At 67.1% G+C, this 25,136-nt stretch carries 22 protein-coding genes; 16 read left to right on the plus strand and 6 right to left on the minus strand.

Annotation, left to right across the window (positions count from 1 at the left end; genetic code table 11):
* Nucleotides 1–26: 26 nt before the first annotated feature.
* From QMA10_RS10465 to QMA10_RS10485, 5 genes are all read right to left on the minus strand, one after another.
* Complete coding sequence (locus tag QMA10_RS10465; RefSeq protein ID WP_290168136.1) at nt 27–1,763, minus strand: biotin carboxylase N-terminal domain-containing protein; 1,737 nt, start codon at nt 1,761–1,763, stop codon at nt 27–29.
* Nucleotides 1,760–3,472: a carboxyltransferase domain-containing protein gene (locus QMA10_RS10470; protein WP_290168138.1), complete on the minus strand. Its 1,713-nt coding sequence runs from the start codon at nt 3,470–3,472 to the stop codon at nt 1,760–1,762. The genes QMA10_RS10465 and QMA10_RS10470 overlap by 4 nt, the downstream gene beginning before the upstream one ends.
* Entirely contained in the window at nt 3,469–4,227 is a 759-nt protein-coding gene (locus QMA10_RS10475) for a 5-oxoprolinase subunit PxpA (protein WP_290168141.1), read from the minus strand. Before QMA10_RS10475 ends, QMA10_RS10470 begins: the two co-directional genes overlap by 4 nt.
* A gap of 135 nt (nt 4,228–4,362) precedes the next feature.
* A complete protein-coding gene (locus tag QMA10_RS10480) occupies nt 4,363–5,244 on the minus strand; it encodes a CoA ester lyase (protein WP_290168143.1) in 882 nt (293 codons plus the stop codon).
* Between the two features lie 8 nt (nt 5,245–5,252).
* Complete coding sequence (locus QMA10_RS10485; RefSeq protein ID WP_290168145.1) at nt 5,253–6,023, minus strand: IclR family transcriptional regulator; 771 nt, start codon at nt 6,021–6,023, stop codon at nt 5,253–5,255.
* Nucleotides 6,024–6,245: 222 nt separating this feature from the next.
* Here QMA10_RS10485 and QMA10_RS10490 point away from each other — a divergent pair, with 222 nt between their 5' ends.
* From QMA10_RS10490 to QMA10_RS10545, 12 genes are all read left to right on the plus strand, one after another.
* Entirely contained in the window at nt 6,246–7,481 is a 1,236-nt protein-coding gene (locus QMA10_RS10490; RefSeq protein ID WP_290168146.1) for an ABC transporter substrate-binding protein, read from the plus strand.
* A 13-nt stretch (nt 7,482–7,494) separates the two neighbouring features.
* On the plus strand, nt 7,495–8,499 hold the full coding sequence (locus QMA10_RS10495) for a branched-chain amino acid ABC transporter permease (protein ID WP_290168147.1): 1,005 nt from the start codon (nt 7,495–7,497) through the stop codon (nt 8,497–8,499).
* The gene (locus tag QMA10_RS10500; protein ID WP_227929131.1) at nt 8,496–9,536 is read left to right on the plus strand and encodes a branched-chain amino acid ABC transporter permease; all 1,041 of its coding nucleotides are present in this window, start codon (nt 8,496–8,498) and stop codon (nt 9,534–9,536) included. The genes QMA10_RS10495 and QMA10_RS10500 overlap by 4 nt, the downstream gene beginning before the upstream one ends.
* On the plus strand, nt 9,533–10,252 hold the full coding sequence (locus QMA10_RS10505) for an ABC transporter ATP-binding protein (protein ID WP_290168148.1): 720 nt from the start codon (nt 9,533–9,535) through the stop codon (nt 10,250–10,252). The genes QMA10_RS10500 and QMA10_RS10505 overlap by 4 nt, the downstream gene beginning before the upstream one ends.
* Complete coding sequence (locus tag QMA10_RS10510; RefSeq protein ID WP_290168149.1) at nt 10,249–10,953, plus strand: ABC transporter ATP-binding protein; 705 nt, start codon at nt 10,249–10,251, stop codon at nt 10,951–10,953. Before QMA10_RS10505 ends, QMA10_RS10510 begins: the two co-directional genes overlap by 4 nt.
* A 46-nt stretch (nt 10,954–10,999) precedes the next feature.
* A complete protein-coding gene (locus tag QMA10_RS10515; RefSeq protein WP_290168150.1) occupies nt 11,000–11,650 on the plus strand; it encodes a hypothetical protein in 651 nt (216 codons plus the stop codon).
* Complete coding sequence (locus QMA10_RS10520; protein ID WP_290168151.1) at nt 11,647–13,062, plus strand: MmgE/PrpD family protein; 1,416 nt, start codon at nt 11,647–11,649, stop codon at nt 13,060–13,062. Before QMA10_RS10515 ends, QMA10_RS10520 begins: the two co-directional genes overlap by 4 nt.
* Nucleotides 13,059–14,447, plus strand: a complete 1,389-nt coding sequence (locus QMA10_RS10525; RefSeq protein ID WP_290168152.1) for an FAD-binding protein — start codon at nt 13,059–13,061, stop codon at nt 14,445–14,447. Before QMA10_RS10520 ends, QMA10_RS10525 begins: the two co-directional genes overlap by 4 nt.
* 65 nt (nt 14,448–14,512) lie before the next feature.
* Nucleotides 14,513–15,742, plus strand: a complete 1,230-nt coding sequence (locus QMA10_RS10530; RefSeq protein ID WP_290168154.1) for a CoA transferase — start codon at nt 14,513–14,515, stop codon at nt 15,740–15,742.
* Nucleotides 15,739–16,551, plus strand: coding sequence for a cyclase family protein (locus QMA10_RS10535; protein WP_290168156.1), 813 nt, complete (start codon nt 15,739–15,741; stop codon nt 16,549–16,551). The genes QMA10_RS10530 and QMA10_RS10535 overlap by 4 nt, the downstream gene beginning before the upstream one ends.
* Nucleotides 16,548–18,026: an MmgE/PrpD family protein gene (locus QMA10_RS10540; RefSeq protein WP_290168157.1), complete on the plus strand. Its 1,479-nt coding sequence runs from the start codon at nt 16,548–16,550 to the stop codon at nt 18,024–18,026. The genes QMA10_RS10535 and QMA10_RS10540 overlap by 4 nt, the downstream gene beginning before the upstream one ends.
* Nucleotides 18,023–19,486 (plus strand): dihydroorotase family protein, encoded by a 1,464-nt coding sequence (locus QMA10_RS10545; RefSeq protein ID WP_290168159.1) that lies wholly within the window; start codon nt 18,023–18,025, stop codon nt 19,484–19,486. The genes QMA10_RS10540 and QMA10_RS10545 overlap by 4 nt, the downstream gene beginning before the upstream one ends.
* 142 nt (nt 19,487–19,628) lie before the next feature.
* Here the strand turns inward: QMA10_RS10545 and QMA10_RS10550 are convergent, their stop codons facing one another.
* On the minus strand, nt 19,629–20,726 hold the full coding sequence (locus QMA10_RS10550) for a LacI family DNA-binding transcriptional regulator (protein WP_290168162.1): 1,098 nt from the start codon (nt 20,724–20,726) through the stop codon (nt 19,629–19,631).
* Nucleotides 20,727–20,989: 263 nt separating this feature from the next.
* Here QMA10_RS10550 and QMA10_RS10555 point away from each other — a divergent pair, with 263 nt between their 5' ends.
* From QMA10_RS10555 to QMA10_RS10570, 4 genes are all read left to right on the plus strand, one after another.
* Complete coding sequence (locus QMA10_RS10555) at nt 20,990–22,285, plus strand: M20 family metallo-hydrolase (protein WP_290168163.1); 1,296 nt, start codon at nt 20,990–20,992, stop codon at nt 22,283–22,285.
* Nucleotides 22,282–23,025, plus strand: coding sequence for a DUF5058 family protein (locus QMA10_RS10560; protein WP_290168164.1), 744 nt, complete (start codon nt 22,282–22,284; stop codon nt 23,023–23,025). The genes QMA10_RS10555 and QMA10_RS10560 overlap by 4 nt, the downstream gene beginning before the upstream one ends.
* A 29-nt stretch (nt 23,026–23,054) precedes the next feature.
* Nucleotides 23,055–23,780, plus strand: a complete 726-nt coding sequence (locus QMA10_RS10565) for a hypothetical protein (protein ID WP_290168167.1) — start codon at nt 23,055–23,057, stop codon at nt 23,778–23,780.
* Nucleotides 23,781–23,945: 165 nt separating this feature from the next.
* Complete coding sequence (locus QMA10_RS10570) at nt 23,946–25,136, plus strand: amidohydrolase (protein ID WP_290168238.1); 1,191 nt, start codon at nt 23,946–23,948, stop codon at nt 25,134–25,136.

Raw genomic sequence — 25,136 nt, forward strand, 5'->3', positions numbered from 1 at the left:
GGGGGGCGGCCGGTACTCCGGACGATTTAGGAGCCGATTCGGCCCAGAGAGTCCCCGCGTGCCACCGGGGACCCGGTCTCCAGATCGGCACGGGTGAAGGAGCCGGCACGGTCGGCAAGGACGGTGGTCTCCATTTTCATCGCCTCCAGCACGGCCACGGGGTCGCCCTCGGTCAGCTGGGCGCCGTCGTCGGCCAGCCATTTGACCAGGTTGCCGGCCATTGGCGAGGCCAGGAACCCGCCGTCGTCGGCCGCTGCCGCGGGACCCGCACCTTCACCGGCGCCGCCGCCGGAACGCAGCGCATTCAGCAGCGCCGCCGGCACTCCGAGCGCCACGGCACGGCCGTCGACGTCGATGGTGATGGTTTCGCGTTCGGCACCGGGCAGCGAGGCGGCGATTTCGGGGGAGGCCGCCAGCGGCTCGGCGAATTCGGACTCGATCCACGTGGTGTAAACGCCCAGCTGATCCTCGCGGGTGAACGCCTCGGAGCGGACCACGGCGCGGTGGAACGGAACCACCGTGGGCAGCCCGCGGATGACCAGTTCATCCAGTGCTGCCTTCGCGCGGCGCAGCGCCTGCGCCCGGTCCTCGCCCCAGACAATCAGCTTGGCCATCAGGGAGTCATATTCTGCCGGGACCACGGAGCCGGACCGGACGCCCGAATCCATCCGGATGCCTGGGCCGGTGGGGGGTTCAAAGGACTCCACCGGGCCCGGGCCGGGCAGGAAACCGCGCGCGGGATCCTCGGCGTTGAGCCGGAACTCGAAGGCATGCCCGTGCGGCACCGGATCCTCGGTGAGGGACAGCGGCAGCCCGTCGGCGATGCGGAACTGCTCCCGGACCAGGTCCACGCCGGTGGTTTCCTCGGTGACCGGATGCTCCACCTGCAGGCGGGTGTTCACCTCCAGGAAGCTGATCAGGCCGTCGGGGGAGACCAGATACTCCACGGTCCCGGCGCCGGTATACCCGGCCTCCCGGCAGACTGCTTTGGCCGAGGCATGGATGGCGGCGCGCTGCTCCTTGGTCAGGAACGGAGCGGGCGCTTCCTCCACCAGCTTCTGGTTCCGGCGCTGCAGCGAGCAGTCGCGGGTGCCGACGACGACGACGTTGCCGTGCGTATCGGCCAGCACCTGCGCCTCCACATGCCGGGGCTTATCCAGGAAGCGTTCGGCGAAGCATTCACCGCGGCCAAACGCGGACACGGCCTCCCGGACCGCCGACTCAAAGGCGTCCTCCACGTCTTCGAGCTTCCGGGCGATCTTCATGCCGCGTCCGCCGCCGCCGAAGGCCGCCTTGATTGCCACCGGCAGGCCGTGCTCTTGGGCGAAGGCGCGGACCTGTTCAGCGCTTTCGGCAGGTCCATCGGTACCCGGCACCAGCGGTGCTCCGGCGCGGACGGCGATCTCGCGGGCGGTGACCTTGTTGCCCAGGTCGCGGATGGCCTGCGGTGACGGACCGATCCAGGTGAGTCCGGCGTCGAGCACTGCCTGTGCAAAGTCCGCGTTCTCGGACAGGAAACCGTAGCCGGGGTGGACGGCGTCGGCCCCGGCAAGCTGTGCCGCCCCGATCAGCTTCGGGATGTTCAGGTAGGTGTCCGCGGAGGCTGAACCGTGCAGGGGAAAGGCTTCGTCGGCGATCCGCACGTGGAGGGCATCGGCGTCGGGGTCCGAGTACACGGCCACGGAACCGATTCCGGCGTCGGCGCAGGCACGGGCCACCCGCACGGCTATTTCGCCGCGGTTGGCGATCAGGACCTTCTTCATGGGGTTCCTTCCGGAAACAGTGCGGCTGCCGCGTCGGGGGAGAGCGGGGCCAGGGTATCGGGGTTCACGAATACAAAGCGGACGGGGTGCCCCGGCGGCAGCTGCGCAGCAACGGGGATGTCCTGGGGTACGACGGCGGCAATCACCGGATAGCCGCCGGTCACCGGATGGTCGGCGAGGAACAGTACGGGCAGGCCCGACGGCGGAACCTGCAGCGAGCCGGCCACCACGCCTTCGCTGGGCAGTTCGCCGTCCCGGGTCCGATGGAGGGGGTGAGCTTCGGCGTCGTCGGGGTCGGTTGCGAGCCGCACGCCGATCCGGTTGGACTCGTTGGTGGTGTACCAGGTGCGGGCTGTCAGGGCAGCGGCGGCGTCGGCGCCGAACCAGTCCTGACGGGGGCCGGCGATGATGCGCAGCTCGGCGGGGGCGTTGCCGCTGCCGAGCAGGCCGGGGCCGGTGCCGTCCGGCAGGGACGAGGGTTCCGGTGCACCCACGGGGACAACCCCCACGGGGACATCAGAGGAGGCTGCAGGAACTGCGGCCACCGGGAGGCGGACGCCGGCGGTCAGCGGGGCCGGGCCGATGCCGCTCATGGAATCGGTGCTGCGGCTGCCCAGGACGGGTTCCACCGCGATGCCGCCGCGGACCGCCAGGTAGGAGCGGATTCCCCGGAACGCGCTGCCGAGGGTCAGGGTTTCGCCGTCGAGCAGGGCGAAGGGAGCGTTCAGGGGAGCGGGGCGGTCCCGGTCTCCGTTCGGGGAGACAACGGCGGCGGGAATTCCGGCGCCGGCCAGAGCCAGGACTGCGTCGCCGTTGGCGGTGAGTTCGAGGCCGCCGAAGAGGTTCTCGATCACGGCGGCTTCGGCCGGGTTGCCGACCAGCCGGTTGGCCTGCCGGGCGGACCGGACGTCGGCGGCTCCGGCAGCTGAAACGCCGAGGTCCGCATAGCCGGGGCGGCCCAAATCCTGGATCAGGGATTGCAGGCCGGGGGAGCGGACTTCCAGGGCGGAGCCGCCGCGGCCCTCCGTGCTGTCATTGCCGGACGTATTGGGCGTCGCAGCGGGCGCCGTCGTCGTGATCAGTTCGCGGACGGCGTGGAAGATGACCTTGTCGCCGGGACGGATGAGAGCGGGATCGTTGCGGTTGAGGTCCCACATGGGGGCGTTGGTGCGGCCGATCAGCTGCCAGCCGCCGGGAGATTCGCGCGGATAGACGGCGGAGTACTCGCCGGCCAGTGCCACCGAGCCGGCAGGAACCGCGGTGCGCGGGCTGTTGCGCCTGGGCACGTTCAGGACCGGATCGCCGCCGGTGAGATAGGTGAAGCCGGGGGCGAAGCCGCCGAAGCCTCCGAGCCAGGGACTGCCGGTATGGGCCTTGACCACTGCCTCTTCGGAGAGCCCGGTGAGCCGGGCCACCTCGGCGAGGTCGGCGCCGTCGTACACCGTGTCAATGCTGACCGTGCGGGCTTCCGGAGTTTCGGCGTGGGCGAGATCCAGCGACTGGATGCGGGCCGCGGCAGCTATGGTTTCACGTCGTCCGGCGAACCGGACCAGCACGGTGGTTGCTGCCGCGAGGACATCTGCCTGCCCGGGCAGCGGATGGGCCTTGAGCTGCGCGTGGAGAGCGGTGACATCGGCGAGCGAGCCCAGTTCGACGAGCAGGGAACGGGTGCCCGCCGGCCGAATGCCGATGACCGGCGAGGACGTCATACGAAGCTCTGGATGGTGACGCCGGCGTTTTCCAGGGCGGTCCGGACCGCCTTCGCCATTGCGACGGCGCCGGGAGTGTCGCCGTGGACGCAGATGGAGTCCGCGTTCATCGGGATGTCCGTGCCGTCCACCGCGGTGATGGTTCCTTCGGTGGCGAGGCGGACCATATTGGCGGCAACCCGGTCCGTGTCGTGGATGACGGCATTGCTCTCACGGCGCGACACCAGGGTTCCGTCCGGGTTGTAATTGCGGTCGGCGAAGGCTTCGGCAACGCCGCGCAGTCCGGCGTCGGAGGCTTTGTCCAGAGCTACGGCGCCGGGCAGCAGCAATACGGGGAGGTCCTTGTCGAAGGTGCGGACGGCGTCGATGACGGCGGAGGCATGGACCTCGTGGTGGACGATCGTGTTGTAGAGCGCGCCGTGCGGCTTCACGTATTTGATCTCTGCGCCGGCCGCCCGGGCCATGGCCTGCAGGGCGCCGAGCTGGTAGAGGACGTCGTCGAACAGTTCGGTGTAGGAGCAGTCCAGGAACCGGCGGCCGAATCCGGCCAGATCCCGGTAGGCCACGTGCGCTCCGATGGTCACGCCGGCGGCAACGGCGTCGCGGCAGGTCTGCGCGATGGTGGAGGGGTCTCCGGCGTGGAAGCCGCAGGCCACGTTCGCGCTGGAAACGGACTCGAAGATGGCGGCGTCGTCGCCCATCGTCCAGTTGCCGAAGGACTCTCCGACGTCGCTGTTCAGATCAATGACCGGCATGCTGGCCTCCGTGCTTCTGCTGGGAGTTGGTGTCCCTACAGTGTGCGCGATCACGTTCAATTGTTCAACAATCTAAAGTCATGTTGCGCTGCGGTACTGATCCCGCTGGTTGAAGTGCCGCGGGCAACCGTGGAATCAAAACGCCGCCGCGCGGGTGACCAGCTCCCTCGCCGAGCGGACCACGGCGGCGTCAACCATGCGGCCGCTGCCATCCACGGTTACGCCGTCGTCGCCGGTGTCAAAACCCGCCAGAACTTCGCGCGCCGCGGCAACCGCATCAGGTGCTGGTGTGAAAACACGGTGGATCACCTGCACCTGCGACGGATGCACGGCCGTGCGGGAACGGAATCCCAAATCATGCATCTTCCGCCCGGTGGTCTCGAAGGTGACCAGATCCCTGATGTCGGTGGATGTGGGGGCCACGGGGGCGCTGAGACCGGCGGCAGCACAGGCAACAACGATGCGGGTGCGGAGGGAATCCAGTGCTGGTTCCGTCGAATCACACCGGGTCATCCGCAAATCCGCCATCAGGTCCACTTCCCCTACCCCGAGAGTGACGAGGCGCTGGCAGCGAGTCAGGGAATCCAAATCCGTCAGCGCCGCGGCATCCTCAATCAATCCGATGAGACCTGTCCCCGGCGCTAGACGGCCTTCGGCTTCGAGTTCGGCCAGCATGGCGGCAGCTGCCTGCAGGGAATCTGCACTGCATTTTGCCAAGAAGATCCCGTCCAGTGCGGGTGACGCAATACTGAGCAGGTCGGCGGCAAAGTCGTCCGCCGTGACCCGGACCCACTGCTGCTGCCGCACCGTGCCGGAGCCCTCTGGTGCCCCGTCAGGTTCCGTCAGCCAGGTCCGCACGGCTTCCCTGGCCTCCACTTTGCGGTGCAGCGGAACGGCGTCTTCCAAATCCAGGATGACGGCGTCCGCTGGACCTGCGGCAGCCTTGGGGAATAGCTCGGGCTTATTCCCCGGAACGTAGAGGAACGACCGAGGGAGAACTGAAAGGCTGCGGTGCATTGTGGCTCCTATCGGGCGAGCAAATCGGATATTTCGCGTGCGGCTGCGGTTACTTTGGCGGCATGCCCGGCGGTATCTGCGGACGTAAAACGGAAAATGGGCCCGCAGGAGCTGATGGCGCCCAGGACATTGCCGGTCTTGTCGAAGAACGGTGCCGCAATGGATGCCGCTCCGATGTTGCGTTCGTTATAGGACGTTGCGTAGCCGTCGCGGCGAACCGTTTCCAGCAGCCGCCGGTACTCCGCCTCGTTGAAGTCCGGTTTGGACTGCCGCAGCGCGGAGACGGCCTCCTCCACATAGGACTCGGGCAGGAAGGCGATCATGGCCCGGCTGGATGCGCCGGAGTGCAGCGGATGCCGGGCCCCGATGTCCACCACCATCTTGATTTCCTGCGGACTTTCGAACTGGTCCACATAGAGCCGGGAATGATTCATCAGCACCGAGAGGGTGGTGGTTTCCCGGGTGTCGTCGCGCAGCTGGCGCAGGACCGGGGCGGCAATGCTGCGGAAGTCGAGCTGGCCCCAGGCCTTGTTGCCCATGCCGATGGCCGACGGTCCCAGCACGTAGCTGCCGGAGGCATCCACGGTGGAGAGCAGTCCGCGTGAGCCCAGGGACTGCAGGATCCGGTGCACTACTGCCTTGCTCAGGTTCAGGGTGCGGGCAATTTCGGAAACCCCCAGCGCGCCGTCAGCCCGGCTGAACAGCAGCAGGACGTCCGCCACCCGGTCTGCTGCCTCGGTTCCCCCGGCAGTGGGTTGAAGATCTGTTGTTGGCGCCATGGTGAGTCCTTTCCGGAACGTAACTCTATCCTAGCGTTCCGTTCAGCGGAATGATTCCGGCACGTAAACTCTGGATTAACGGCTAGTAATCCAGGTCACACTCGTGCACAATGGTCGAAAGCCTTGCTGCTCCCCCACCGGCAGTCCGCTGAACGGAACATTAGGAACTTCTGTTGTTCCGCTCAGCGGACCGGCCTCAGGCATATGAAGGGAAATACCATCATGAAAAGAAAAGCCCTATCCGCAGCGGTGCTGGCTGCCAGCCTCGTTGGGCTCTCCGCCTGCTCCTCCGATTCCGCTGAATCCGGCTCAGACTCCGTGGAAACAGTGACCATCGGCTCCGTCCACCCGCTCAGCGGAAGCCTTGCCGGTGTGGGCGGGCTGATGAACGACGGCGCCAAGATGGCTGTGGAGGACATCAACGCCGCCGGCGGCATCGAATCCCTCGGCGGCGCACAGCTGGAACTGCTGGACGGCGACAGCCAGGGCGAGGCACAGGTGGGCCAAAGCGAAGCACAGCGGCTGATCAGCGGCGGCGCCGTCGCCCTGGTGGGCACCTACCAGTCGGACGTGACGCAGAACGTGGCCTCCGTGGCGGAGCGTTCCAAGGTCCCCTTCGTCATTGACGTGGCCGTGGATGACAAGATCCTGGAGCAGGGCTACAAAAACACCTTCCGCATCCAGCCCGATGCCAGCAGCATGGGCCAGGCCGGCGCACAGGCGCTGGTGGCCATGGGGGAGGAGACCGGCGAGCCCATCGATTCGGCGGCCTACATCCACATTGAAGGCGCCTTTGGCGACTCCGTCTTCGCTGCGTTCAAGGAGGAAGCGGAGAAGCAGGGCATCACCATCACCAAGGAAATCACCTACTCCGGCAGCAACTTCTCCGACGCCACCACCCAGGTCAGCGAGGCCCTTGCCGGCAATCCGGACATCATCGCCGTCACCGGCTACTATCCGGACAACCTGCTGGTGGCCAAGGCGGTGGGCTCCATGGCCAATGACACCAAGGCCGTCTTCGGCATTGCCAGCGGAGCCTTTGATGACACCTCCTTCCCGGCCGCGGCGGGCGACGCCGGCACCGAAGTGCTCAGCGCCAACTACCACTACAGCGCCACCAGCGACCGTGCCGCCGACATTCGCGCGCGCTTCGAAGAGAAGTACGGCAAGCCCATGGAGACGGCGTCCATGCTCTCCTACCAGGCGGTGGAAGTCATTGCCGAGGGCCTGGAGGAGAGCGGTTCCGATGATCCGGAGGAGCTGCGGGATGCGATCGCCGGGCTCAGCCTCGAGGACCCGCTGCTGGCCTTCGACGGCCCCATCCAATTCGGCGAGGACGGGCAGAACGAGAACGCCACCGTCATTGTGATGCAGGTCCTGGACGGCAAGGTGGAGCAGGTCTTCCCGCAGCAGTTCGCCACCGCGGAGCTGGTCTTCCCGGCCGGCTCCGGTAACTAAAAGCAGGGAATTCATGGCTATTACAGAAGCTCCGGCGGCTCCGGCCGCCGACAAACGCAATCCGCTGACCGCCGGCGGCACCCGGATCACCCTGATCATCGGCGGCATCGCCGTCGTCGGACTGGCCCTGGTGTACCTGCTGGGGGACCGGGAGCCGGCGCTGATCACCCAGTACCTGGTCTCCGGGCTGCTGCTGGGCGGGGTGTACGCCCTGGTCTCACTGGGCCTAACCCTGATCTTCGGTGTCCTGGGCATCGTCAACTTCGCCCAGGGCGCCATGCTGACCCTGTCCATGTACCTGGTCTACGTGCTGCAGAGCAGTCTGGGGCTGAACCTGTATGTGGCGGTGGTGCTGACTATTCCGCTGCTGTTCGGCTTCGGCTGGCTGGTGCAGTCCATGCTGCTGAACCGGCTCACCGAGGACGCCAGCCATGACCGGCCGCTGCTGGTCACCCTGGGCCTGTCCCTGCTGATTGTGAACGTGCTGCTGATGATCTTCGGCGGCCGGCCCAAGAGCGTGGACGCCCCGGTCAGCGGCAGCATCGAGATCCTCGGTGCGCTGGCGGACACCCAGCGGATCATTGCCTTCGGCGGTGCAGTGCTGGTCGCGGCGGCCCTGACCCTGGTACTGCGCAAAACCTCCATGGGCCTGGCCATCCGCGCGGTGGCCGCCAACGGCACCGGCGCCTCACTGGTGGGCGTGAACGTCCGCCGCGTTTATGCCATGACCTTCGGCCTCGGCGCCGCCTCGGTGGCCGTGGCCGGCGGCCTGATCACCCCGTTCACCACACTGGTGCCCACGGCCGGTGAGCAGTTCACCACGCTGGCCTTCGTGATTGTGGTCCTCGGCGGACTGGGCAGCATCCCGGGCGCCCTGGTGGGCGGCCTGTTCATCGGCGTGCTGCAGACCGTCGGGTCCCTGTACCTGCCCGGCAGCGGCTCCCTGATCCTGGTCTTCGGGATCTTCGTCCTTATTCTCTTTCTGCGTCCCCAGGGACTGTTCGGAGCAAAACAATGACGGCCACCGACGCCCCAGCCGCCCCGCAGGCACCCAAACTGCGCCCGGCCAACGGAGCCAAACGCCAGTACACCTTCCTGCTGATAGTTATTGCGGCGCTGTTCTTTGTGCCCTACATCCTGCCGGATTCCGCCCAGCCGGTGGCGGTGCGGACCCTGATCTTCGCCATTATGGCCGTGGGCTGGAACCTGATGAGCGGCTTCGGCGGCATGTTCAGCTTCGGCCACGCCGTCTTCTTCGGTGTCGGTGCCTACACGGATGCCTACCTGCTCACCGCCTTCGGGGTCTCGCCCTGGCTGTCCATGATCATCGGCGCCGTCCTCGCCGCCGGCGTCGGGCTCACCATCGCCTACTTCTGCCTGCGCTATAAACTGGCCGGCTCCTACTTTGCCCTGGCCACCTTTGCCTTCGCGCAGATGTTCTACCTGCTCAGCCAGAACCTGGGCTTCCTGAACAAAACGGACGGCATCAACGTTCCGCTGCTGCCGGAGGAATCCTGGGCGATGCTGCAGTTTGACCAGGACTCCAAGTTTTACTTCTGGATTCCGCTGGTGATCCTGGGCCTGGCCATGGCCGTGACCATCTACTTTGCCCACTCCCGGGCCGGACAGTTTGCCCAGGCCATCCGTGACGACGCAACGGCCGCCGAATCGCTGGGCATCAAGGTCATGAAATACCGGCTGATCACGGTAGCCATGAGCTGCGCGATCACCGCCGTGGCCGGCGCCTACTACAGCCAGTACTACCTCTTTGTGGGGCCGGAGCAGGCCTTCGGCATCCACGTCTCCACCGACGCCATCATCCCCGCGGTGATCGGCGGCATCGGAACCATCTGGGGCCCGCTGATCGGTGCCGCCGTCGTCGGACCTCTCTCCGAACTCATCGCCCACCTGCTGCGCAACCCGCCGGAGTTCCTGGAATTCCTGCAGGGCACCAGCGGCCTGGACGTTGCCGTCTACGCGGCCCTGCTGATTGTCATTGTCATCTTCCTGCCCAAGGGCATCTACGGAACCATCCGAGAAAGGATGCGCAAATGAGCCTGCTGACCCTGGACGGCGTCTCAAAATCCTTCGGCGGCCTCAAAGCACTGGGGGAGACCACGCTGGAGATCCCCGAACACGAGTTCTTCGGGATTATCGGCCCCAACGGCGCCGGGAAAACCACCCTGTTCTCCGTCCTCGCCGGCCAGCTTGCCCCGTCCTCCGGACAGATGATGTTCGACGGCGTGGACATCACCGGCTGGTCCGCGGATAAAACCGCCGCGCAGGGCTTGGTCCGGACCTTCCAGCTGATGCGCCCGTTCGAAAGCATGACCGTGCTGGAAAACGTCACCATCGCCTCGCACAACAAATACCGTTCCCCGCACAAGGCACGCGAACATGCTGCCGCGGTGGTGGAACGGGTGGGGCTGGATTCCTACATGTACGCCATGTCCGGCACCCTGCCCACTGCCGGCCTGAAACGCCTGGAACTGGCACGGGCGCTGGCCCTGGAACCGCGCATGATCCTGCTGGACGAGGTGCTGGCCGGCCTGGTGCCCACCGAACGCGCGCCGATCATCGACCTGCTGCGCAGCATCCACGCCGAAGGGGTCACCGTGATGTTCGTCGAACACATCATGGCTGCCGTCATGGCGCTGTCCGAACGGCTCCTGGTGATGCACGAGGGCAGGGAGCTCGCCCTGGGCCTGCCCGAAGAGGTCATCGCCAACCAACAGGTGATCGACGCCTACCTCGGAGAGGACTACTCATGATCCTGGAACTGGACGCCGTTTCCGCCGGCTACCGGCGGCTGGAAATCCTGCACGAGCTGACGCTGGGGGTGCAGGAAGGCGAAATTGTCTCCATCATCGGCGCCAACGGCGCCGGGAAAACCACCACGCTGCGCGCCGTGGCCGGGCTGATCTCCACCTCCAAGGGCAGCATCAGCTTCAAGGGCGAACCCGTGCACAACACCCGCCCGGACAAGCTGGTGCGCTCCGGACTGGTCCATGTGTCCCAGGACCGTGCCCTGTTCGGGAACCTGCAGGTGCTCGAAAACCTGACCATGGGGGCCTATACCCAGCCCAGGAACACCATCGCCTCCTCCCTGGAACAGGTCTTTGACCTGTTCCCCATCCTCAAGGAACGCCGCGCACAGCGGGCAGACACCATGTCCGGCGGGCAGCAGCAGATGCTGGCCATCGGCCGGGCGCTGATGGCCCGGCCGGCGTGCCTGACCCTGGATGAGCCCTCCATCGGCCTGGCCCCCAACCTGGTGGCCCAGGTGCTCGAAGCCATCACCCGGATCCGGGACACCGGCGTCACGGTACTGATCGTGGAACAGAACGCCTCCCAGGCCCTGGCCATCTCGGACCGCGCCTACGTGATGGAAAGCGGCGCCATTGTGCTGGAGGGCACCGGCACCGAACTCGCCGACAGCGCCGAGGTGCGCAAGGCCTACCTGGGCATGTAACCGGGCCCCATGCCCCGCGCATGCCCGGCAATTTGAAAGGAACACCATGCAGATCCTTGCAGTGACCCCCATCGCTGTTCCCGAGGACGAACTGAAGCGCCGGCAGGAGCGCTACACCCGGCTGGCTCCCGCCGGCCTCACCGTCACCCTGCACAACCTGGGCACCGGCTCCTCCGTGCCGAGGGCCCTGGAGACCGACGACGACGTCGCCGCCTCCGAGGCGGCCGTCACCGAATGGTTCGCTATGGCGGACCCCGACGGCGTGGATGCCTTCCTGCCCGACTGCGTGCTGGACCCCGGCGTTGGTCCGGGCGCCCGCGAGCAGAGCCGCCCGATGCTGGGCCTGACCCGGCTGGGTGCCGGATTCCTGGACGGCGCCGGCGCCACCTTCGGCGCGGTGGCCCGCAACGAGGCCATTGCCCGCGAACTCGACCGCAAGGTGGCCTCCTACGGGCTGGGCCTGCACGAACCCGTGTCCGTGCTGGGCCTGACGCTGGCGGATATTGCCGACGATTCCGGCTGGAACAAGGCCGTGGATTCCGCCCTGACCGGGCTCTCTGCCGACTATGTCCTGAACGCCTGCTCCGCCGTGAACCTGACCGGCCGGAGCCCCGGCGGCCCGGTACTGGTGGATCCCGCTGCCCTGGCCCTGCAGCTGGCGGGCCTGCTCACCGACCTCGGGAAGGTTCCGGCATGAGCCTGGCTGCCCGCCCGGAACTGTCCGGAACTGCCGCTGCCGTCGGCTCAGCCGTGGACGAGCTGGCCCGTTTCGCCGCGGATCTGGACTACGCGGGGCTGCCCGAACCGGTCCGTGAACGCCTGGCCCTCATGCTCACGGATCTGTGGGGCGTCACGGCGGCCGGTGGCGTCACACGGGAACAGCAGGCGCTGTGCACCGCCTGGCAGGCCGCACCCGGGGACTGTCCCGTGCTGGGCAGCGGAATCAACTCCACACCCGAGACCGCTGCGTTCCTGAACGCCGTGGCCGCCTGCCAGCTGGAACTGGATGAGGGCAACAAACACGCCCAGGGCCACCCCGCCGTGCACGTAGTCTTCGCCGCGATGGCCGCCGTCCAGGGAGAATCCCGGCCGGTGTCCGGCAAGGAATTCCTCACCGCCGTGGCCGCAGGCTATGAAGTGGCTGCCAGATTTGGCCGAGCCCTGACCCGTAACCCGGGCTGGCACACCCACGGACACTGGGGTGCCAGCGGTGCTGCCTGCGCAGCTGCCCTGATCCGCCGGCTGCCGGCGGATCAGATCGCGGCCGCCATCGACGCCGCCGCCGGGCTGGTGCAGGTAGCAGCCTGGGACATGGTGCTGGGCGGTCAGTACACCCGCAACCTCTGGGCCGCCGGCGCCAACTTGGCCGGACTGAACGCCGCTCGGCTGGCCGCGTCCGGACTGACAGGCAATGACGGTGCAGCAGCCATGAGCCTGGGTACGCTGGCAGGCACCCTGGACCCGGAGCGGCTGGTGGAAGGACTCGGCCGGGACTGGCTGCTTCCGCAGGGCTACGCGAAGCTGCACTCCTCCTGCTCCTACACGCACGGAGCCGTGGACCTTGCCCTGGAACTGAGGCCGGAGCCCTTCGAACCGGACCGGGTCACCGAAGTACGGGTGCACACCCATTCCCTGGCCGCACCGCTGTTCCCGGGCGCCGGCAACGGCGGGCCCCGGAACCGGCTCGCGGCCATGTTCGACTTTCCATTTGTAGTGGCCAACGCGCTGCTGGCCGGGGAAATCTCTCCGGCCAGCATGGCCCCGGAGGCTCCGGGGTTCGACGCCGCGCAGCAGCTGGCCGCCAAGGTCAGCGTCACAGCCGATCCGGCGTATGACCGGGTGCTGCCGGACCAGCGGCGCACCCGGCTGGAGATCCGGTTCACCGACGGCACCGTTACCGCCGCCGAGTCGCCCAACCCGCGCGGCGACGTCGATCATTTCCCGCTGGACCGCGCCGGCCTCGGCACCAAACTGGCCGCCCTGATCGGCGCCGGCCCAGCCAGCCGGCTGGATGAGGCAGTCCGCGGCCTGCCGGCCACAGCCGATGCAGCAGGCCTCCTCAACACCTTGATGCCCCCGATGACCTCCCCGGAAGGAGAAGCCCAATGAGCGAAGACGATTTCGCCGGACCCGATCTGGTGGTTGCCGGCGCGGGCGGAGGGCTGATCGCTGCCCTGCGCGCCGCCCAGCTGGGACTGTCCGTCCTGGTGGTTGAACCCAATGAACATTTCCGCCGCGGAAACAACACCGCCATGTCCACTGCCATGATCCCCGGAGCCGGCTCCCGCTGGCAGGCGGAGGCCGGGGTCCGGGACTCGCCGGAGGCTTTTGTCGCGGACATCATGGCAAAGACCAAGGGAACCGCGGATCCCGTGCTCGCCGCAGCGCTGGCCAAGGTCAGCGCCCGGCTGGTGGAATGGATGGCGGATGACCTCAAGCTGCCCCTGAGCCTGGTGACGGATTTCTCCTATCCCGGACACAGCAACCACCGCTGCCATACCGTTCCGGGCCGAATCGGCACCGCACTGCTGGACGGCATCTGGGAACGTGTTGCTGCTGAACCCCTGATTGACCTGTACAGTCCCGCGCGGCTGATGGATGTGACCACCGAGACTGGAGCGGTCACCGGCGTCGTCGTTCAGACCCCGGACGGGGACGAGGAAATCCCCACCAGAGCCGTCCTGCTGGCGACCAACGGATTCGGCAATAACACCGAACTGGTCCGCAAGTACCTTCCCGAAATTGCCGGCGCCCAGTACTACGGGAGCGAAGAATCCCGCGGAGACGCACTGCGCATCGGCACCGGGCTTGGCGCCGATACGGCCTATTTGGATGCTTATCAGGGCCATGCAGCGCTCGCAGCGGCGTCGGCAACGCTGGCCGGCTGGGCCACCGTGATGCACGGGGGATTCCTGGTGAATGCGGAAGGCCAGCGTTTTGGCGACGAGACCATGGGATATTCCGAGTACGCCCTGGAATCCCTGAAGCACGCCAACGGGCAGGCCTGGATAGTGCTCGACCAACGGATCTTCGAGGCCTGCGAAAGCTTCTCGGACTTCCAAGCGACCGTTGAATCAGGCGCCCTGAAGTGGGCCGATGATGTCGCCGAAATGGCCGCCGCCACCGGGATCAGCGCTGCGGGACTGCGGCAAACCCTGGACCAGACACAGCGGATCGCAGCCGGAGAGGCTGTGGACAGCTACGGCCGGACCCATTGGGAGGAGCCCCTGGCCGGAAGAATCGGTGCCATCTCAGTGGTTCCCGCCCTCTTCCATACCCAGGGCGGGCTCCGGGTGGACGGCAACGCCCGGGTACTGAAAGCCGACGGCACCGCCATCGGCGGGCTCTACGCCTCGGGCGGTGCAGCCAACGGTATCTCCGGGCACGGGGCGGGCGGCTATCTGGCCGGCAACGGTTTGCTGCCGGCCCTGGGACTGGCATTGCTGGCAGCCGAAGATGCAGCCGCCAACGGTCCGGACCCGCAGGGTCCCTGACATCCGTCCCACGGGCGGCAACCCCCCCCAGATTTGAACCAACCATGAGAACGGAACAAGACAACGTGAGCGAGCAAGTTGTATCCCCTGAGCAATCAGGCACAGGCACCGGTCCGCTGCAGGGCCTGCGGGTCCTGGACGCGTCCACCATTCTTGCCGGTCCGCTCTGCTGCCAGATGCTTGGTGACTTCGGTGCTGAAGTCATCAAGATTGAGCACCCGCGAATGGGTGACAGCATGCGCGGACATGGAGAGAGCAAAGACGGGGTTTCCCTCTGGTGGAAGGAGATTTCCCGCAACAAGCGCACCCTCGGTCTGAGCCTGAGCACACCGGACGGTGCCGAGGTCTTTCGGCGTTTGGCTGCGACGGCCGACGTTGTGGTGGAGAACTTCCGTCCGGGCACCCTGGAGCGCTGGGGACTGGGCCCGGAAGTGCTGGCGGAGCTGAACCCCGGACTGGTCCTGGTGCGCCTGACCGGTTTCGGCCAGACCGGCCCGTATAAGGACCGGCCTGGTTTCGGCACGCTGGCCGAGGCCATGAGCGGGTTCGCCCATCTCACCGGGCCGGCAGACGGCCCGCCCACCCTTCCGGCTTTTGGACTGGCAGACAGCATCTGCGGCATCGCGGCCTCCTCCGCTGTCCTGATGGCCCTGCGCCACCGGGACCAGACCGGCGAGGGGCAAACGGTGGACATGAGCATCCTGGAACCCATCATGACCGCGGTGGGACCCAGCCCCACCGTCTACCAGCAGCTGGGCGAGGTGGGACAGCGCCACGGCAACCGCTCCACCAACAACGCTCCGCGCAACACCTACCTGACCAAGGACGGAAAGTGGGTGGCCGTTTCCACCAGCGCGCAGCGCATTGCCGAGCGCGTGATGGAACTGGTGGGGCATCCGGAAGTGATTGCCGAGCCGTGGTTTACTGCCGGGAACACCCGGGTGGAGCACGTGGAGGAGCTGGACACGTACGTCGGAAGCTGGATCGCGGACCGAAGCCGGGAAGATGTGCTGGCGGCTTTCTCAGCGGCAGGCGCTGCCGTCGCCGCCGTCTATGACGCCCGCGATGTGGTGGAGGACCCGCACATCCGTGAAACCCAGATGCTGCTTGAAGTGGAAGACCCGGAACTCGGCCCGTTGCTGCAGCACAACGTGATGTTCCGGCTCAGCAAAAGCCCGGGGCAGATCCGGTTCACCGGGCGCAGCCTCGGCGCGGACACCGCGGACATACTGCACGAAATCGGTTACTCGGACACACAGGTCTCCAGTCTCAGGGAAAGCGACGTCATCAAATGAGCGATGCACTGCTGGAAGCAGTCACCAACGGCATCACCTTCGTGGATCTTGGCCGGCAACTGAGCGTCGGCATGCCGCAATCACCCAACCATCCGCAGTTCTGGCACACCCTGCCGCGCCGGCACGGGGACATGGTCCGCGCCGACGGCGGCAGCGCCGCGAATGACATGATCACCACCGGCACCCACGTGGGCACCCACATCGATGCGCTCGCGCACGTCAGCCAGGACGGCAAGCTGTTCGGCGGGGCGGACGCAGGCCAGTCCTGCCTGGGCGGCAAATACGTGGAGCACGGGGTGCACACGATCGAGCCCATGGTCCGCCGCGGCATCCTCCTGGACGCCGCCGGGCACCTCGGCGTCGACGTGCTGGAGGGCGGCTATGAAATCACCGTGGCAGACCTGCAGGGCTGCCTGGCCGCCCAGCAGGTGGACCTGCGCGAAGGAGACGTGGTGCTGATCCGCTCCGGCTGGGGGCGAAGGTTCGCCGAAGGCACCGCCTACGTGGGCAAGGACTCCGGAGTGCCCGGCATCAGCGAGGACGGCGCCGAATGGCTCGCCGCGCAGGGCATCCATGCCGCCGGTGCGGACAGCATCGCCTTTGAATGCCTGGCCCCCGGCGGCGGCCACGCGTCCCTGCCGGCGCACCGGGTGTTCCTGGTGGAAAACGGCATCTACATCATCGAAGCCCTGGACCTGGAGGAACTGGCCCAGCGGCGGATCTACGAATTCACGTTTGTCCTGGTGCCGCTGAACATCTTCGGCGCCACCGGATCCCCCGTCCGCCCGCTGGCGCTGGTGAGCGCATGAGCGCCGTCGACGCCGGGGAACGGACCCTGGCACAGCAACTTGGCGACTTCGCCGCGGGAACCCGCTACGAGGACCTGCCCGACGAGGTGATTCAGAGCGTCAAGGCCCGGGTGCTGGACATCCTGGGCATCGCCGCCGCCGCAGCCCCACTGGACACCAGCCGGGCCGCCCGCCGCTGGGCCGCAGACCAGGGCGGCACGCCGTCGGCCTCCGCAGTGGGGATCGCTGACCGGCTGCCGGCCAGCCAGGCCGCGTTTGTCAACGGCGTCCTGGCCCACTCGCTGGACTATGACGACACGCATCTGCCCTCCGTGCTGCACCCCAGTGCCAGCGTGATCCCGGCAGTCCTTGCCGCTGCGGAGGCCGCCGGAAAGGACGGACGGGCGACCATCCGCGCCATCGCCGTCGGACTGGAAATCTGCGTCCGGCTGGGCATGGCCGGCTATGACGTGGAGGCGAAGAACTCCACCTTCTTTGAGCACGGCCAGCACGCCACCTCCATCTGCGGGGCCATGGGCGCCGCAGCCGGGGTAGCCGCACTGCTCGGCGACGGTCAGCTGGTCACCGATGCGCTGGGCGTCACCGCATCCATGGCCTCGGGAATCATCGAATCCAACCGCACCGGCGGCACGGTCAAGCGCATCCACTGCGGCTGGGCCGCGCACGCCGCCGTCAGCGCGGTGGAACTGGTCCGCTACGGGCTCACCGGCCCGCCCACCGTGCTGGAGGGCAGGTTTGGCTTCTTCCAGGCGTGGCTGCAGGGCAAGTACAGTCCGGACGCCATCACCGACGGGCTGGGGGAGCGGTGGCAGGTGCCGGACATCTTCTTCAAGCCCTATCCGGCCAACCACTTCACCCACGCCGCGGTGGACGCCGCGGCCGCGCTGCGCCGCGCCGGCATCGGGCCCGACGACGTCGAATCCTTCACCCTCGGCGTGCCGGCACCGAACCTGCGCACCATCGGCGAACCGCTGGCAGTCAAGCAGCAGCCGGAAACGGGCTACATGGCCCAGTTCTCCGGACCGTACGCGGTGGCCGCCGGGCTGCTGGGCGGCGGCGGCCTGGAAGTGGGCCTGGACGACTACACGGACGAGCTCGCCAAGGACCCCGTCCGCCGGGCCATCATGGCCCGCGTGGATGTGGTGCCCGACGACGAATGCACCGCGATTTTCCCGATGCAGTTCCCGGCCGTGCTGACCGCCCGGCTCACCGACGGCCGCACCGTCACCGAGAAGGTCCTCACCACCCGCGGCGGGCCGCAGCGTCCGCTGGGCTTTGAGGATCTGGGCCGCAAATTCGAGGACAACGCCCGCCGCACCCTGGACCCGGGCGCCCGCGACCATCTGCGCGAAACCTGCCGGACGCTGCAGGACTGCACCGACCTCTCCGTCCTGTTCAAGGACCTTTCCACAGCCGACACCCCGGTGCCCGGCACCCCCACAAACCTCCCCAATGTAGAAAGAGGAAACAAATGAGCAACTATGACCTGCTGGTAAAGAACGTCCAGGTTGTCCGTCCCGGCGGCAACCGCGCCGAAGCCCTCGACCTTGCCATCAAGGACGGCAAGTTCGCCGCCATCGAGGCCAACATTGATCCCGCCACCGCCGCCGAAGTGGTGGACGGCGGCGGGAAGCACCTGTTCCCGGGCGTGGTGGACGTCCACCAGCACTGGGGCATCTACAACGAGCTGGGCGAGGACACCGAGTCCGAAAGCCGCGCCAGCGCGCAGGGCGGCGTCACCAGCGGCATCACCTACATCCGCACCGGCGCCTACTACCTGAACAAGTCCGGCCCCTACAAGGAGATCTTCCCGGAAATCCTGGAGGCCGCGGACGGCCGGGCCTACATCGACTACGGCTTCCATGTGGCACCCATCCTCAAGGAACACATCGAGGAAATCCCGGACCTGCTGGACATGGGCGTGCCGTCCTTCAAGATCTTCATGTTCTACGGAATCCACGGCCTGCACGGCAAGTCCAGCGACCAGGGCAAGTTCCTGATGATTCCGCCGGAGGACTCCTACGACTACGCGCACTTCGAATTTGTCATGCGTGCCATCGAAAAGGCCCGCCGGGATCCGAAGTATGCGGACATTGCGGACCAGATTTCCCTGTCCCTGCACTGCGAGACCGCGGAGATCATGCGCGCCTACACCAAGCTGGTGGAGGATGCAGGCGAGCTGAAGGGGCTTGAAGCCTACAGCGCGTCCCGGCCGCCGCACTCGGAGGGGCTGGCCATCACCATCGCTTCCTACCTGGCGTACGAGACCGAGCTGCCGAACATCAACCTGCTGCACCTGTCCTCCCGGAAGGCCATCGAAGCGGCCATGATGATGCAGGAGACCTTCCCGCACATCAATTTCCGCCGTGAGGTCACCGTGGGCCACCTGTTGGCGGACTACAACACCGCCAACATGGGCGGCAAGGTCAACCCGCCGCTGCGCTCCCCGGAAGACGTCGAAGCGCTCTGGGAACACCTGCTGGCCGGAGACTTTTCCTGGGTCACCTCTGACCATGCCTGCTGCAAGGACGAGACCAAGTTCGGAGACCCGCGGGATGACGTGTTCCTGGCCAAGTCCGGTTTCGGCGGCGCGGAATACCTGCTGCCGGGCATGATCTCCGAGGGCCGCAAGCGCGGGCTGTCCTACAACCGGATCGCGGAGCTGGTCTCCAAGAACCCGGCTGAGCGCTACGGCATGCCAGACAAGGGCGACCTGGCGGTGGGCTTCGACGCAGACTTCTGCCTGGTGGACGACGGCGTGCAGTACACGGTCCGTGCCGAGGACTCCATGTCCACCCAGGATTACACCCCGTTTGAGGGCTTCGAGCTCACTGCGGCCGTGACGGATACCTATCTGCGCGGCAGCAAGGTGTTCGGCGACGGCGCCATGGTGGGCGAGCCCCGCGGCCAGTATGTAAAGCGGTCCGGGAACTAGTACCGGCCTTTTCCCTCTAATCGCAACGACGCAGAGGCACCACGACGGCGCAGCCCAGGCAGGCTGCGTCGTCGTCTTCTTTGCGGAAAAGGCAGCCGAAGCGGTGAGAGCGCCGCAGTCCGGCAGTTGCGGGACAGGAGGGCTAGCGGTCCCTTCTCACGGATCCATCGGGACCGCCGGGTTCGACGCCGAGCGTTGACGCCCGCGGCACCAGCACCGGAGGCAGCAGGACTGAAGCCACGTCCCGCCCGGCGATCCGGTCCAGCAGTACTTCCAGCGCCAGCCGGCCCATCTGCTCCCGGTCGGAGCGCACCGAGGTCAGCGGCACCGGCAGATCGGCGGCCAGTTCGACGTCGTTGTAGCCCACCAGGGCGACGTCGGATCCCACCGTCCGGCCGGCGTCACGCAGCGCGCCGAGGACTCCGACCGCCGTAAGGTCATCCACTGCGAACACCGCCGACGGCGCCGGACCGGACCGGCAGAGCAGATCCCCGGCCTGATGCCCGGCAGCCACTCCAAACCCGGTGGCTGCCACCTGGTCTTCTGCAACCGGCAGGCCTGCGTCGGCAAAGACCTCCCTGAACCCGGCGGTGCGGTCCCGTCCCGTACTGGCCAGCGGATCACCGGCCGCCACGGCTACGCGGCGGTGGCCAAGTTCCAGCAGGTGCCGGGCGGCCAGCCGGCCGCCTTCCAGATCATCGGTGCTGACGCTGATATGGCGGGGCAGAGTGCGCATGGCCAGGACATAGGGGACGCCCAGTTCCTGTAAACGTTCGGCAAGGGTGTCATCGAGCCGCGCATCAGCCAGGATCACGCCGTCAATGCGCCGGGCCAGCAGGGCATCCAGACGCCCGCGGCGGACTACCGGATCATCCAGCCCGTTGGCCACCACCGCGCTGTAGCCGGCTGCGGCCGCTGCCAGGTCCACTCCCGCGTACATAGTGGACAGCGCCAGATCCGTCAGCCGGTGCACCAGCACTCCTATCAGCCGGGAGCTGCCTGTGCGCAGGGCTGCCGCAGCGCTGTCCCGCTGGTAGTCCAAGGTGCGGGCGGCTTCCCGCACCCGGGCCACGGTGGCCGAACTGATGCGCACCGGACGTTCCGCCAGAGACCGCGAAGCCGTGGAGGCATGGACGCCGGCCAGCCGGGCAACGTCCTCAAGAGTTGCGGGACGGAGCTGGCGGGGGCTGGTATCGCTGATGGCTCGTGCCCCCTCCGATCGGGAAAACCCATGACGCACCGGCGGCGCCGGAGGTGCAAGTGTAAGCCATGACGCTGCCCGTGCCGGGGCGGTTTACACAATCGAATTAAACAATTTACGTCCGGCTTTGTTGCGGAAGAAATAATTTGGAATTAATCCGCTGGCTATAGACGCCCTTCCCGCCGCTGTGTGAGTGTGGTGCCCAAGCCCGCCCGGGGAAGTGGTCCGACTCTCCCCGGCACCGGGCCTTCTGCACAAAGTGTTGTGCAAACGATTGCATTTCGGGAGGTAAGCCTTTGTCTGTGTCGTTGTCCGACGCCGGGGAAATCACCGGCAGTCTCAATGCCGCCATTGCCGGGCTGTCCGAGTTCCACACCCCGGGACGCCAGGGCTGGACCCGTGAAGTCTTCAGCGAGTCCTACCTCGACTCACGCCGATGGGTCCAGGCGCAGATGGGTGCCGCGGGCCTGGAGGTCCATCGTGACGCGGCGGGCAATCTTGTGGGCAGGCTCGCGGGACGGAACCCGGCCGCCCCGGCACTGGTAACGGGATCACACACGGACACGGTGGACGGCGGCGGACGGTTCGACGGCGTTGTCGGTGTCCTGGGCGCCCTCGAAGCCGTGCGGCTGCTGCGCGAATCCGGCACCGTCCTGGAACGGGACCTGCTGGTGGTGGACTTCCTCGGTGAAGAGTCCAATGCCTTCGGCCTCAGCTGCCTGGGCAGCCGCGCCCTGGCCGGAGAACTGACCGCCGCGGACCTGGCCCGGACCGACTATTCGGGGAAAACCCTGGCTGCAGCCTATGCGGACTTCGGGGTGGACCCGTCCGCGCTGCTGTCCTTTGCAGGCTGGACGGGCAAACGGCGTCCGCATGCCTACCTGGAGCTGCACGTCGAGCAGGGACCCACCCTGGAAGCACGCGGCCTGCCCGTCGGCATCGTCACCGCCATCACCGGGATCGAACGCCTGGTGGCCAGCTTCACCGGCACGCCGGACCATGCGGGAACCCGTCCCATGGACGACCGCCGGGACGCCATGGTGGCTGCCGCGGAAGCAGTGCTGGCCATCCGGTCGGAGGGCTGCGGTGCCCCGGAGCACGGCGTTGCCACCGTGACCCGGCTGGAAAACGCCTCCCGTTCGCCCAATGTGGTGCCGTCCCTGGTCCGCCTGCACGGGGAAGTGCGCAGCGTGGACGAGTCCTGGCTCTCCGGCACCCGCAGCCGGCTGGCCGCTGAAATCGCGGCCCGCGCGGCGGAGTACGACGTCGAAGCGGACCTGAGCTGGTCCACGGACAACACCGTGGTCCGCGCCTCGGACAGCGTGCAGGACCTTGCCGGCGACGCCGCCTCGGCTGCCGGCATTGACTGGATGCCCATTCCCAGCGGCGCCACCCATGACGCCGTTCACATGGCCGCACTGGCGCCCATGGGCATGATCTTCATTCCTTCAGCCAACGGCAAGAGCCACTGCCCGGAGGAATTCACTGCCACTGACCACATAGCCACCGGCGTGCGGGTCCTCGCGGACACCCTGGTCCGGCTGGACCAGCACAAGTTCTCCACCACTCCCCACACAACTCCAAGGAGTACCTTATGAGCCCTCTCCTTCCCCGTGACGGCAGTTCCACCAACATCATCCAGGTGGCGAATACCCCCATTCTCTGGGTGTTCGCGCTGGCGGTGTTTGCCGTCGTCATCATCCAGAGCCTGATCTACATGAAGGCCGCCGCCAAGGCCGGCCCCGCCGCGGACATTTCCCAGGCCGAACTGCGTGCCTCCTTCCGTGCCGGAGCGGTGGCCGCAGTCGGCCCGTCGCTGGCCGTGGTGCTGGTGAGCATCGCCCTGCTGTCCCTGTTCGGCACCCCCGCCGTCCTCACCCGGATCGGGCTGGTGGGCTCCGCGGCAACCGAGACGGCGTCGGCCTCCATTGCCGCCGGCACGATGGGCGCGGAACTGGGCGGGGCGGACTACACCCAGACCGTATACGCCGTGGCATTCACCGCCATGAGCCTGTCCGGAGCCATGTGGATGGTCTGCTGCCTGATCTTCACCCCGCTGCTTCGCCGCGGCGACACCAAGCTGCGCAAGGTAAACCCGGCCCTGATGGCGATCATCCCCACTGCCGCGCTGCTGGGCGCCTTCGCCAGCCTTGGCGTGGCCGAGCTGCCCAAGAGCGGCGTGCATGTGCTGACCGTCGCTGCGTCCGCCGCCGTAATGGCCATGTGCCTGTTCCTGGCCAAGCGGCTGCAGGCGCCCTGGCTGCGTGAGTGGGGACTTGGCATCTCCATTGTGCTGGGCCTGGTCATCGCCTACCTCGCCCACACCGCCGGCGCCTAACTACCCCCACTTTCGAAGGAGAACGGCTTATGTCCACCACCGCCACGGGCGCCCAGGCCTCCGCGCTCGCCGAATTCGACCGCACCACCTCCCGGTGGGGCCAGCTGACCATGACCGCAGCACTGCTGCTCTCACTGGCCGGCCCCGCCTACCTGGTTTTCTTCGCCGACCTTGGGGTCACGGGCACCATGGTGCTCACCGCGGCCCTCGCCGTGGGCGCCTCGTTCTTTGTGCTCTGGTTCGTTGAACCCATTACCTACTACCCGGTGCTGGGACCGGCAGCCATGTACCAGGCCTTCATGATCGGAAACCTGGCCAACAAGCTGCTGCCCGCCGCGATGGTTGCCCAGGCCACCATCGGTGCGAAGTCCGGTACAAAAAAGGCCGACTTCTCCGCCATCATGGCCATCTGCGGCGCCGCCATGGTGCACGTGATGTCGATGCTGATCTTTGTCGGTTTGCTGGGCACATGGCTGCTGAGCCTGGTTCCGCTGGAAGTCATGGAAGTTACCCGCATCTACATCTTCCCGGCCATCATCGGCGCCGTGATCGTGCAGCTGGTGTTCTCCGCCAAGCAGCCCCGCATCACCATCGTTGCCGTGGGCGTGGCGCTCCTTGTCATCTTTGTCCTGGTTCCGCTTGTTCCGGCCCTGGCCAAGCTGGCCACCGGCATCAGCGTGGTGGTTACCGCGGTGCTGGCCTGGTTTGTCCGGGACCGCAACGCCGCCGCCGGCAAGGCCGAGCTGGTCAACTAGTCCGGCTCAAGCAGATTGACGCCGGCGGGCACCGCTGCCCGCCGGCCTCCCCACTCCACCGGGCCGCGCCCGCAACTGAAAGGTTTATCCATGAGCACCAACACCGAAACCGCAGCACCGGCCATTCTCACCGCCTTCGGCTATACCGCTGCGGACCGGCAGAAGATGCACGAAACGTACCGCTACCTGCACGCCAATCCGGAACTGTCCATGCAGGAATCCGGGACGGCGGCGTTCCTGCTGCAGCGGCTGCAGGAGCTGGGGCTTGAGGCTTTCACCTGCGGAGGCACCGGCGTCGTCGGCGTCCTGCGCAACGGGGACGGACCGGTGGTGGGGTTCCGTGCGGACACCGACGGGCTGCCGATAGCGGAGAACACCGGTCTGGAATACGCCAGCACCGCCACCGGCACGCTGGAGGACGGCACCGCGGTGCCGGTGATGCACGGCTGCGGCCATGACACCCACATGTCAGTGGCTCTGGCCAGCGCCGAACTGCTGGCCCGCGGCACCGATACCTGGAGCGGAACCGTGGTGTTCATCTTCCAGCCCGGCGAGGAGACCGCCGCGGGAGCACAGGCCATGGTGGCGGACGGGCTGTGGGACAAGGCTCCGAAGCCCGAGGTGATTTACGGGCAGCATGTCTGGCCCGGCGTGGCCGGAGGGCTGGAAATCAGCAGCGGCACTGCCATGGCCATGGCGGACTCCTGGAAGATCACCGTCATCGGCAAGCAGGCGCACGGGTCGCAGCCGGAGAAATCGATTGATCCGATTGTGCTGGGTGCGCACATGATTGTCCGGATCCAGACCATTCTTTCGCGGGAAGTCCCGGCGCGGGACTCCGCCGTGATCACCATCGGCACCTTCCACGGCGGGCTGAAGGAGAACATCATCCCCGGCAGCGCCGAATTCACCGTCAATGTCCGGACCTTCGAACCTGCCATCCGCGAGCAGGTACTGGGCGCCCTGAAGCGGATTATCGCCGCCGAAGCCGCGGCCTCCAACGCTCCGGATCCCGTGATTGAGGAGATTTCCAGCTTTCCGCGCTGCTACAACGATCCCGATGCCACTGCGGAAGTGCTGGCCCGGCTCCGGGGAGCGCTGGGGGAGGAGAACGTCAGTGTGGTTCCGCCGGTGATGGGCAGCGAAGACTTCGGTCTGCTGGCAGACGCCATTGGCGTCCCCTCCGTGTATTGGATGTTCGGTTCCACCAGCGCCGCCAGGATCGACGCCGGTGATCAGGTGGCCGGAAACCACTCGCCGGAGTTCGCTCCCGAGCTGGAACCGACGCTCGGCACCGGGCTGGCCGCCGCGCTCGCCGCCATCGGCACGCGCCTCGGAGTGGAAGGACGGGCCTGA

It is taken from the genome of Arthrobacter sp. APC 3897, assembly GCF_030407495.1.
In the GTDB taxonomy this organism is placed as follows: domain Bacteria; phylum Actinomycetota; class Actinomycetes; order Actinomycetales; family Micrococcaceae; genus Arthrobacter_B.

Coding starts and splice junctions, on each gene's coding strand:
- QMA10_RS10465 (WP_290168136.1), bottom strand. CDS start 1,763: ATGAAGAAGGTCCTGATCGCCAACCGCGGCGAAATAGCCGTGCGGGTG.
- QMA10_RS10470 (WP_290168138.1), bottom strand. CDS start 3,472: ATGACGTCCTCGCCGGTCATCGGCATTCGGCCGGCGGGCACCCGTTCC.
- QMA10_RS10475 (WP_290168141.1), bottom strand. CDS start 4,227: ATGCCGGTCATTGATCTGAACAGCGACGTCGGAGAGTCCTTCGGCAAC.
- QMA10_RS10480 (WP_290168143.1), bottom strand. CDS start 5,244: ATGCACCGCAGCCTTTCAGTTCTCCCTCGGTCGTTCCTCTACGTTCCG.
- QMA10_RS10485 (WP_290168145.1), bottom strand. CDS start 6,023: ATGGCGCCAACAACAGATCTTCAACCCACTGCCGGGGGAACCGAGGCA.
- QMA10_RS10490 (WP_290168146.1), top strand. CDS start 6,246: ATGAAAAGAAAAGCCCTATCCGCAGCGGTGCTGGCTGCCAGCCTCGTT.
- QMA10_RS10495 (WP_290168147.1), top strand. CDS start 7,495: ATGGCTATTACAGAAGCTCCGGCGGCTCCGGCCGCCGACAAACGCAAT.
- QMA10_RS10500 (WP_227929131.1), top strand. CDS start 8,496: ATGACGGCCACCGACGCCCCAGCCGCCCCGCAGGCACCCAAACTGCGC.
- QMA10_RS10505 (WP_290168148.1), top strand. CDS start 9,533: ATGAGCCTGCTGACCCTGGACGGCGTCTCAAAATCCTTCGGCGGCCTC.
- QMA10_RS10510 (WP_290168149.1), top strand. CDS start 10,249: ATGATCCTGGAACTGGACGCCGTTTCCGCCGGCTACCGGCGGCTGGAA.
- QMA10_RS10515 (WP_290168150.1), top strand. CDS start 11,000: ATGCAGATCCTTGCAGTGACCCCCATCGCTGTTCCCGAGGACGAACTG.
- QMA10_RS10520 (WP_290168151.1), top strand. CDS start 11,647: ATGAGCCTGGCTGCCCGCCCGGAACTGTCCGGAACTGCCGCTGCCGTC.
- QMA10_RS10525 (WP_290168152.1), top strand. CDS start 13,059: ATGAGCGAAGACGATTTCGCCGGACCCGATCTGGTGGTTGCCGGCGCG.
- QMA10_RS10535 (WP_290168156.1), top strand. CDS start 15,739: ATGAGCGATGCACTGCTGGAAGCAGTCACCAACGGCATCACCTTCGTG.
- QMA10_RS10540 (WP_290168157.1), top strand. CDS start 16,548: ATGAGCGCCGTCGACGCCGGGGAACGGACCCTGGCACAGCAACTTGGC.
- QMA10_RS10545 (WP_290168159.1), top strand. CDS start 18,023: ATGAGCAACTATGACCTGCTGGTAAAGAACGTCCAGGTTGTCCGTCCC.
- QMA10_RS10560 (WP_290168164.1), top strand. CDS start 22,282: ATGAGCCCTCTCCTTCCCCGTGACGGCAGTTCCACCAACATCATCCAG.
- QMA10_RS10565 (WP_290168167.1), top strand. CDS start 23,055: ATGTCCACCACCGCCACGGGCGCCCAGGCCTCCGCGCTCGCCGAATTC.
- QMA10_RS10570 (WP_290168238.1), top strand. CDS start 23,946: ATGCACGAAACGTACCGCTACCTGCACGCCAATCCGGAACTGTCCATG.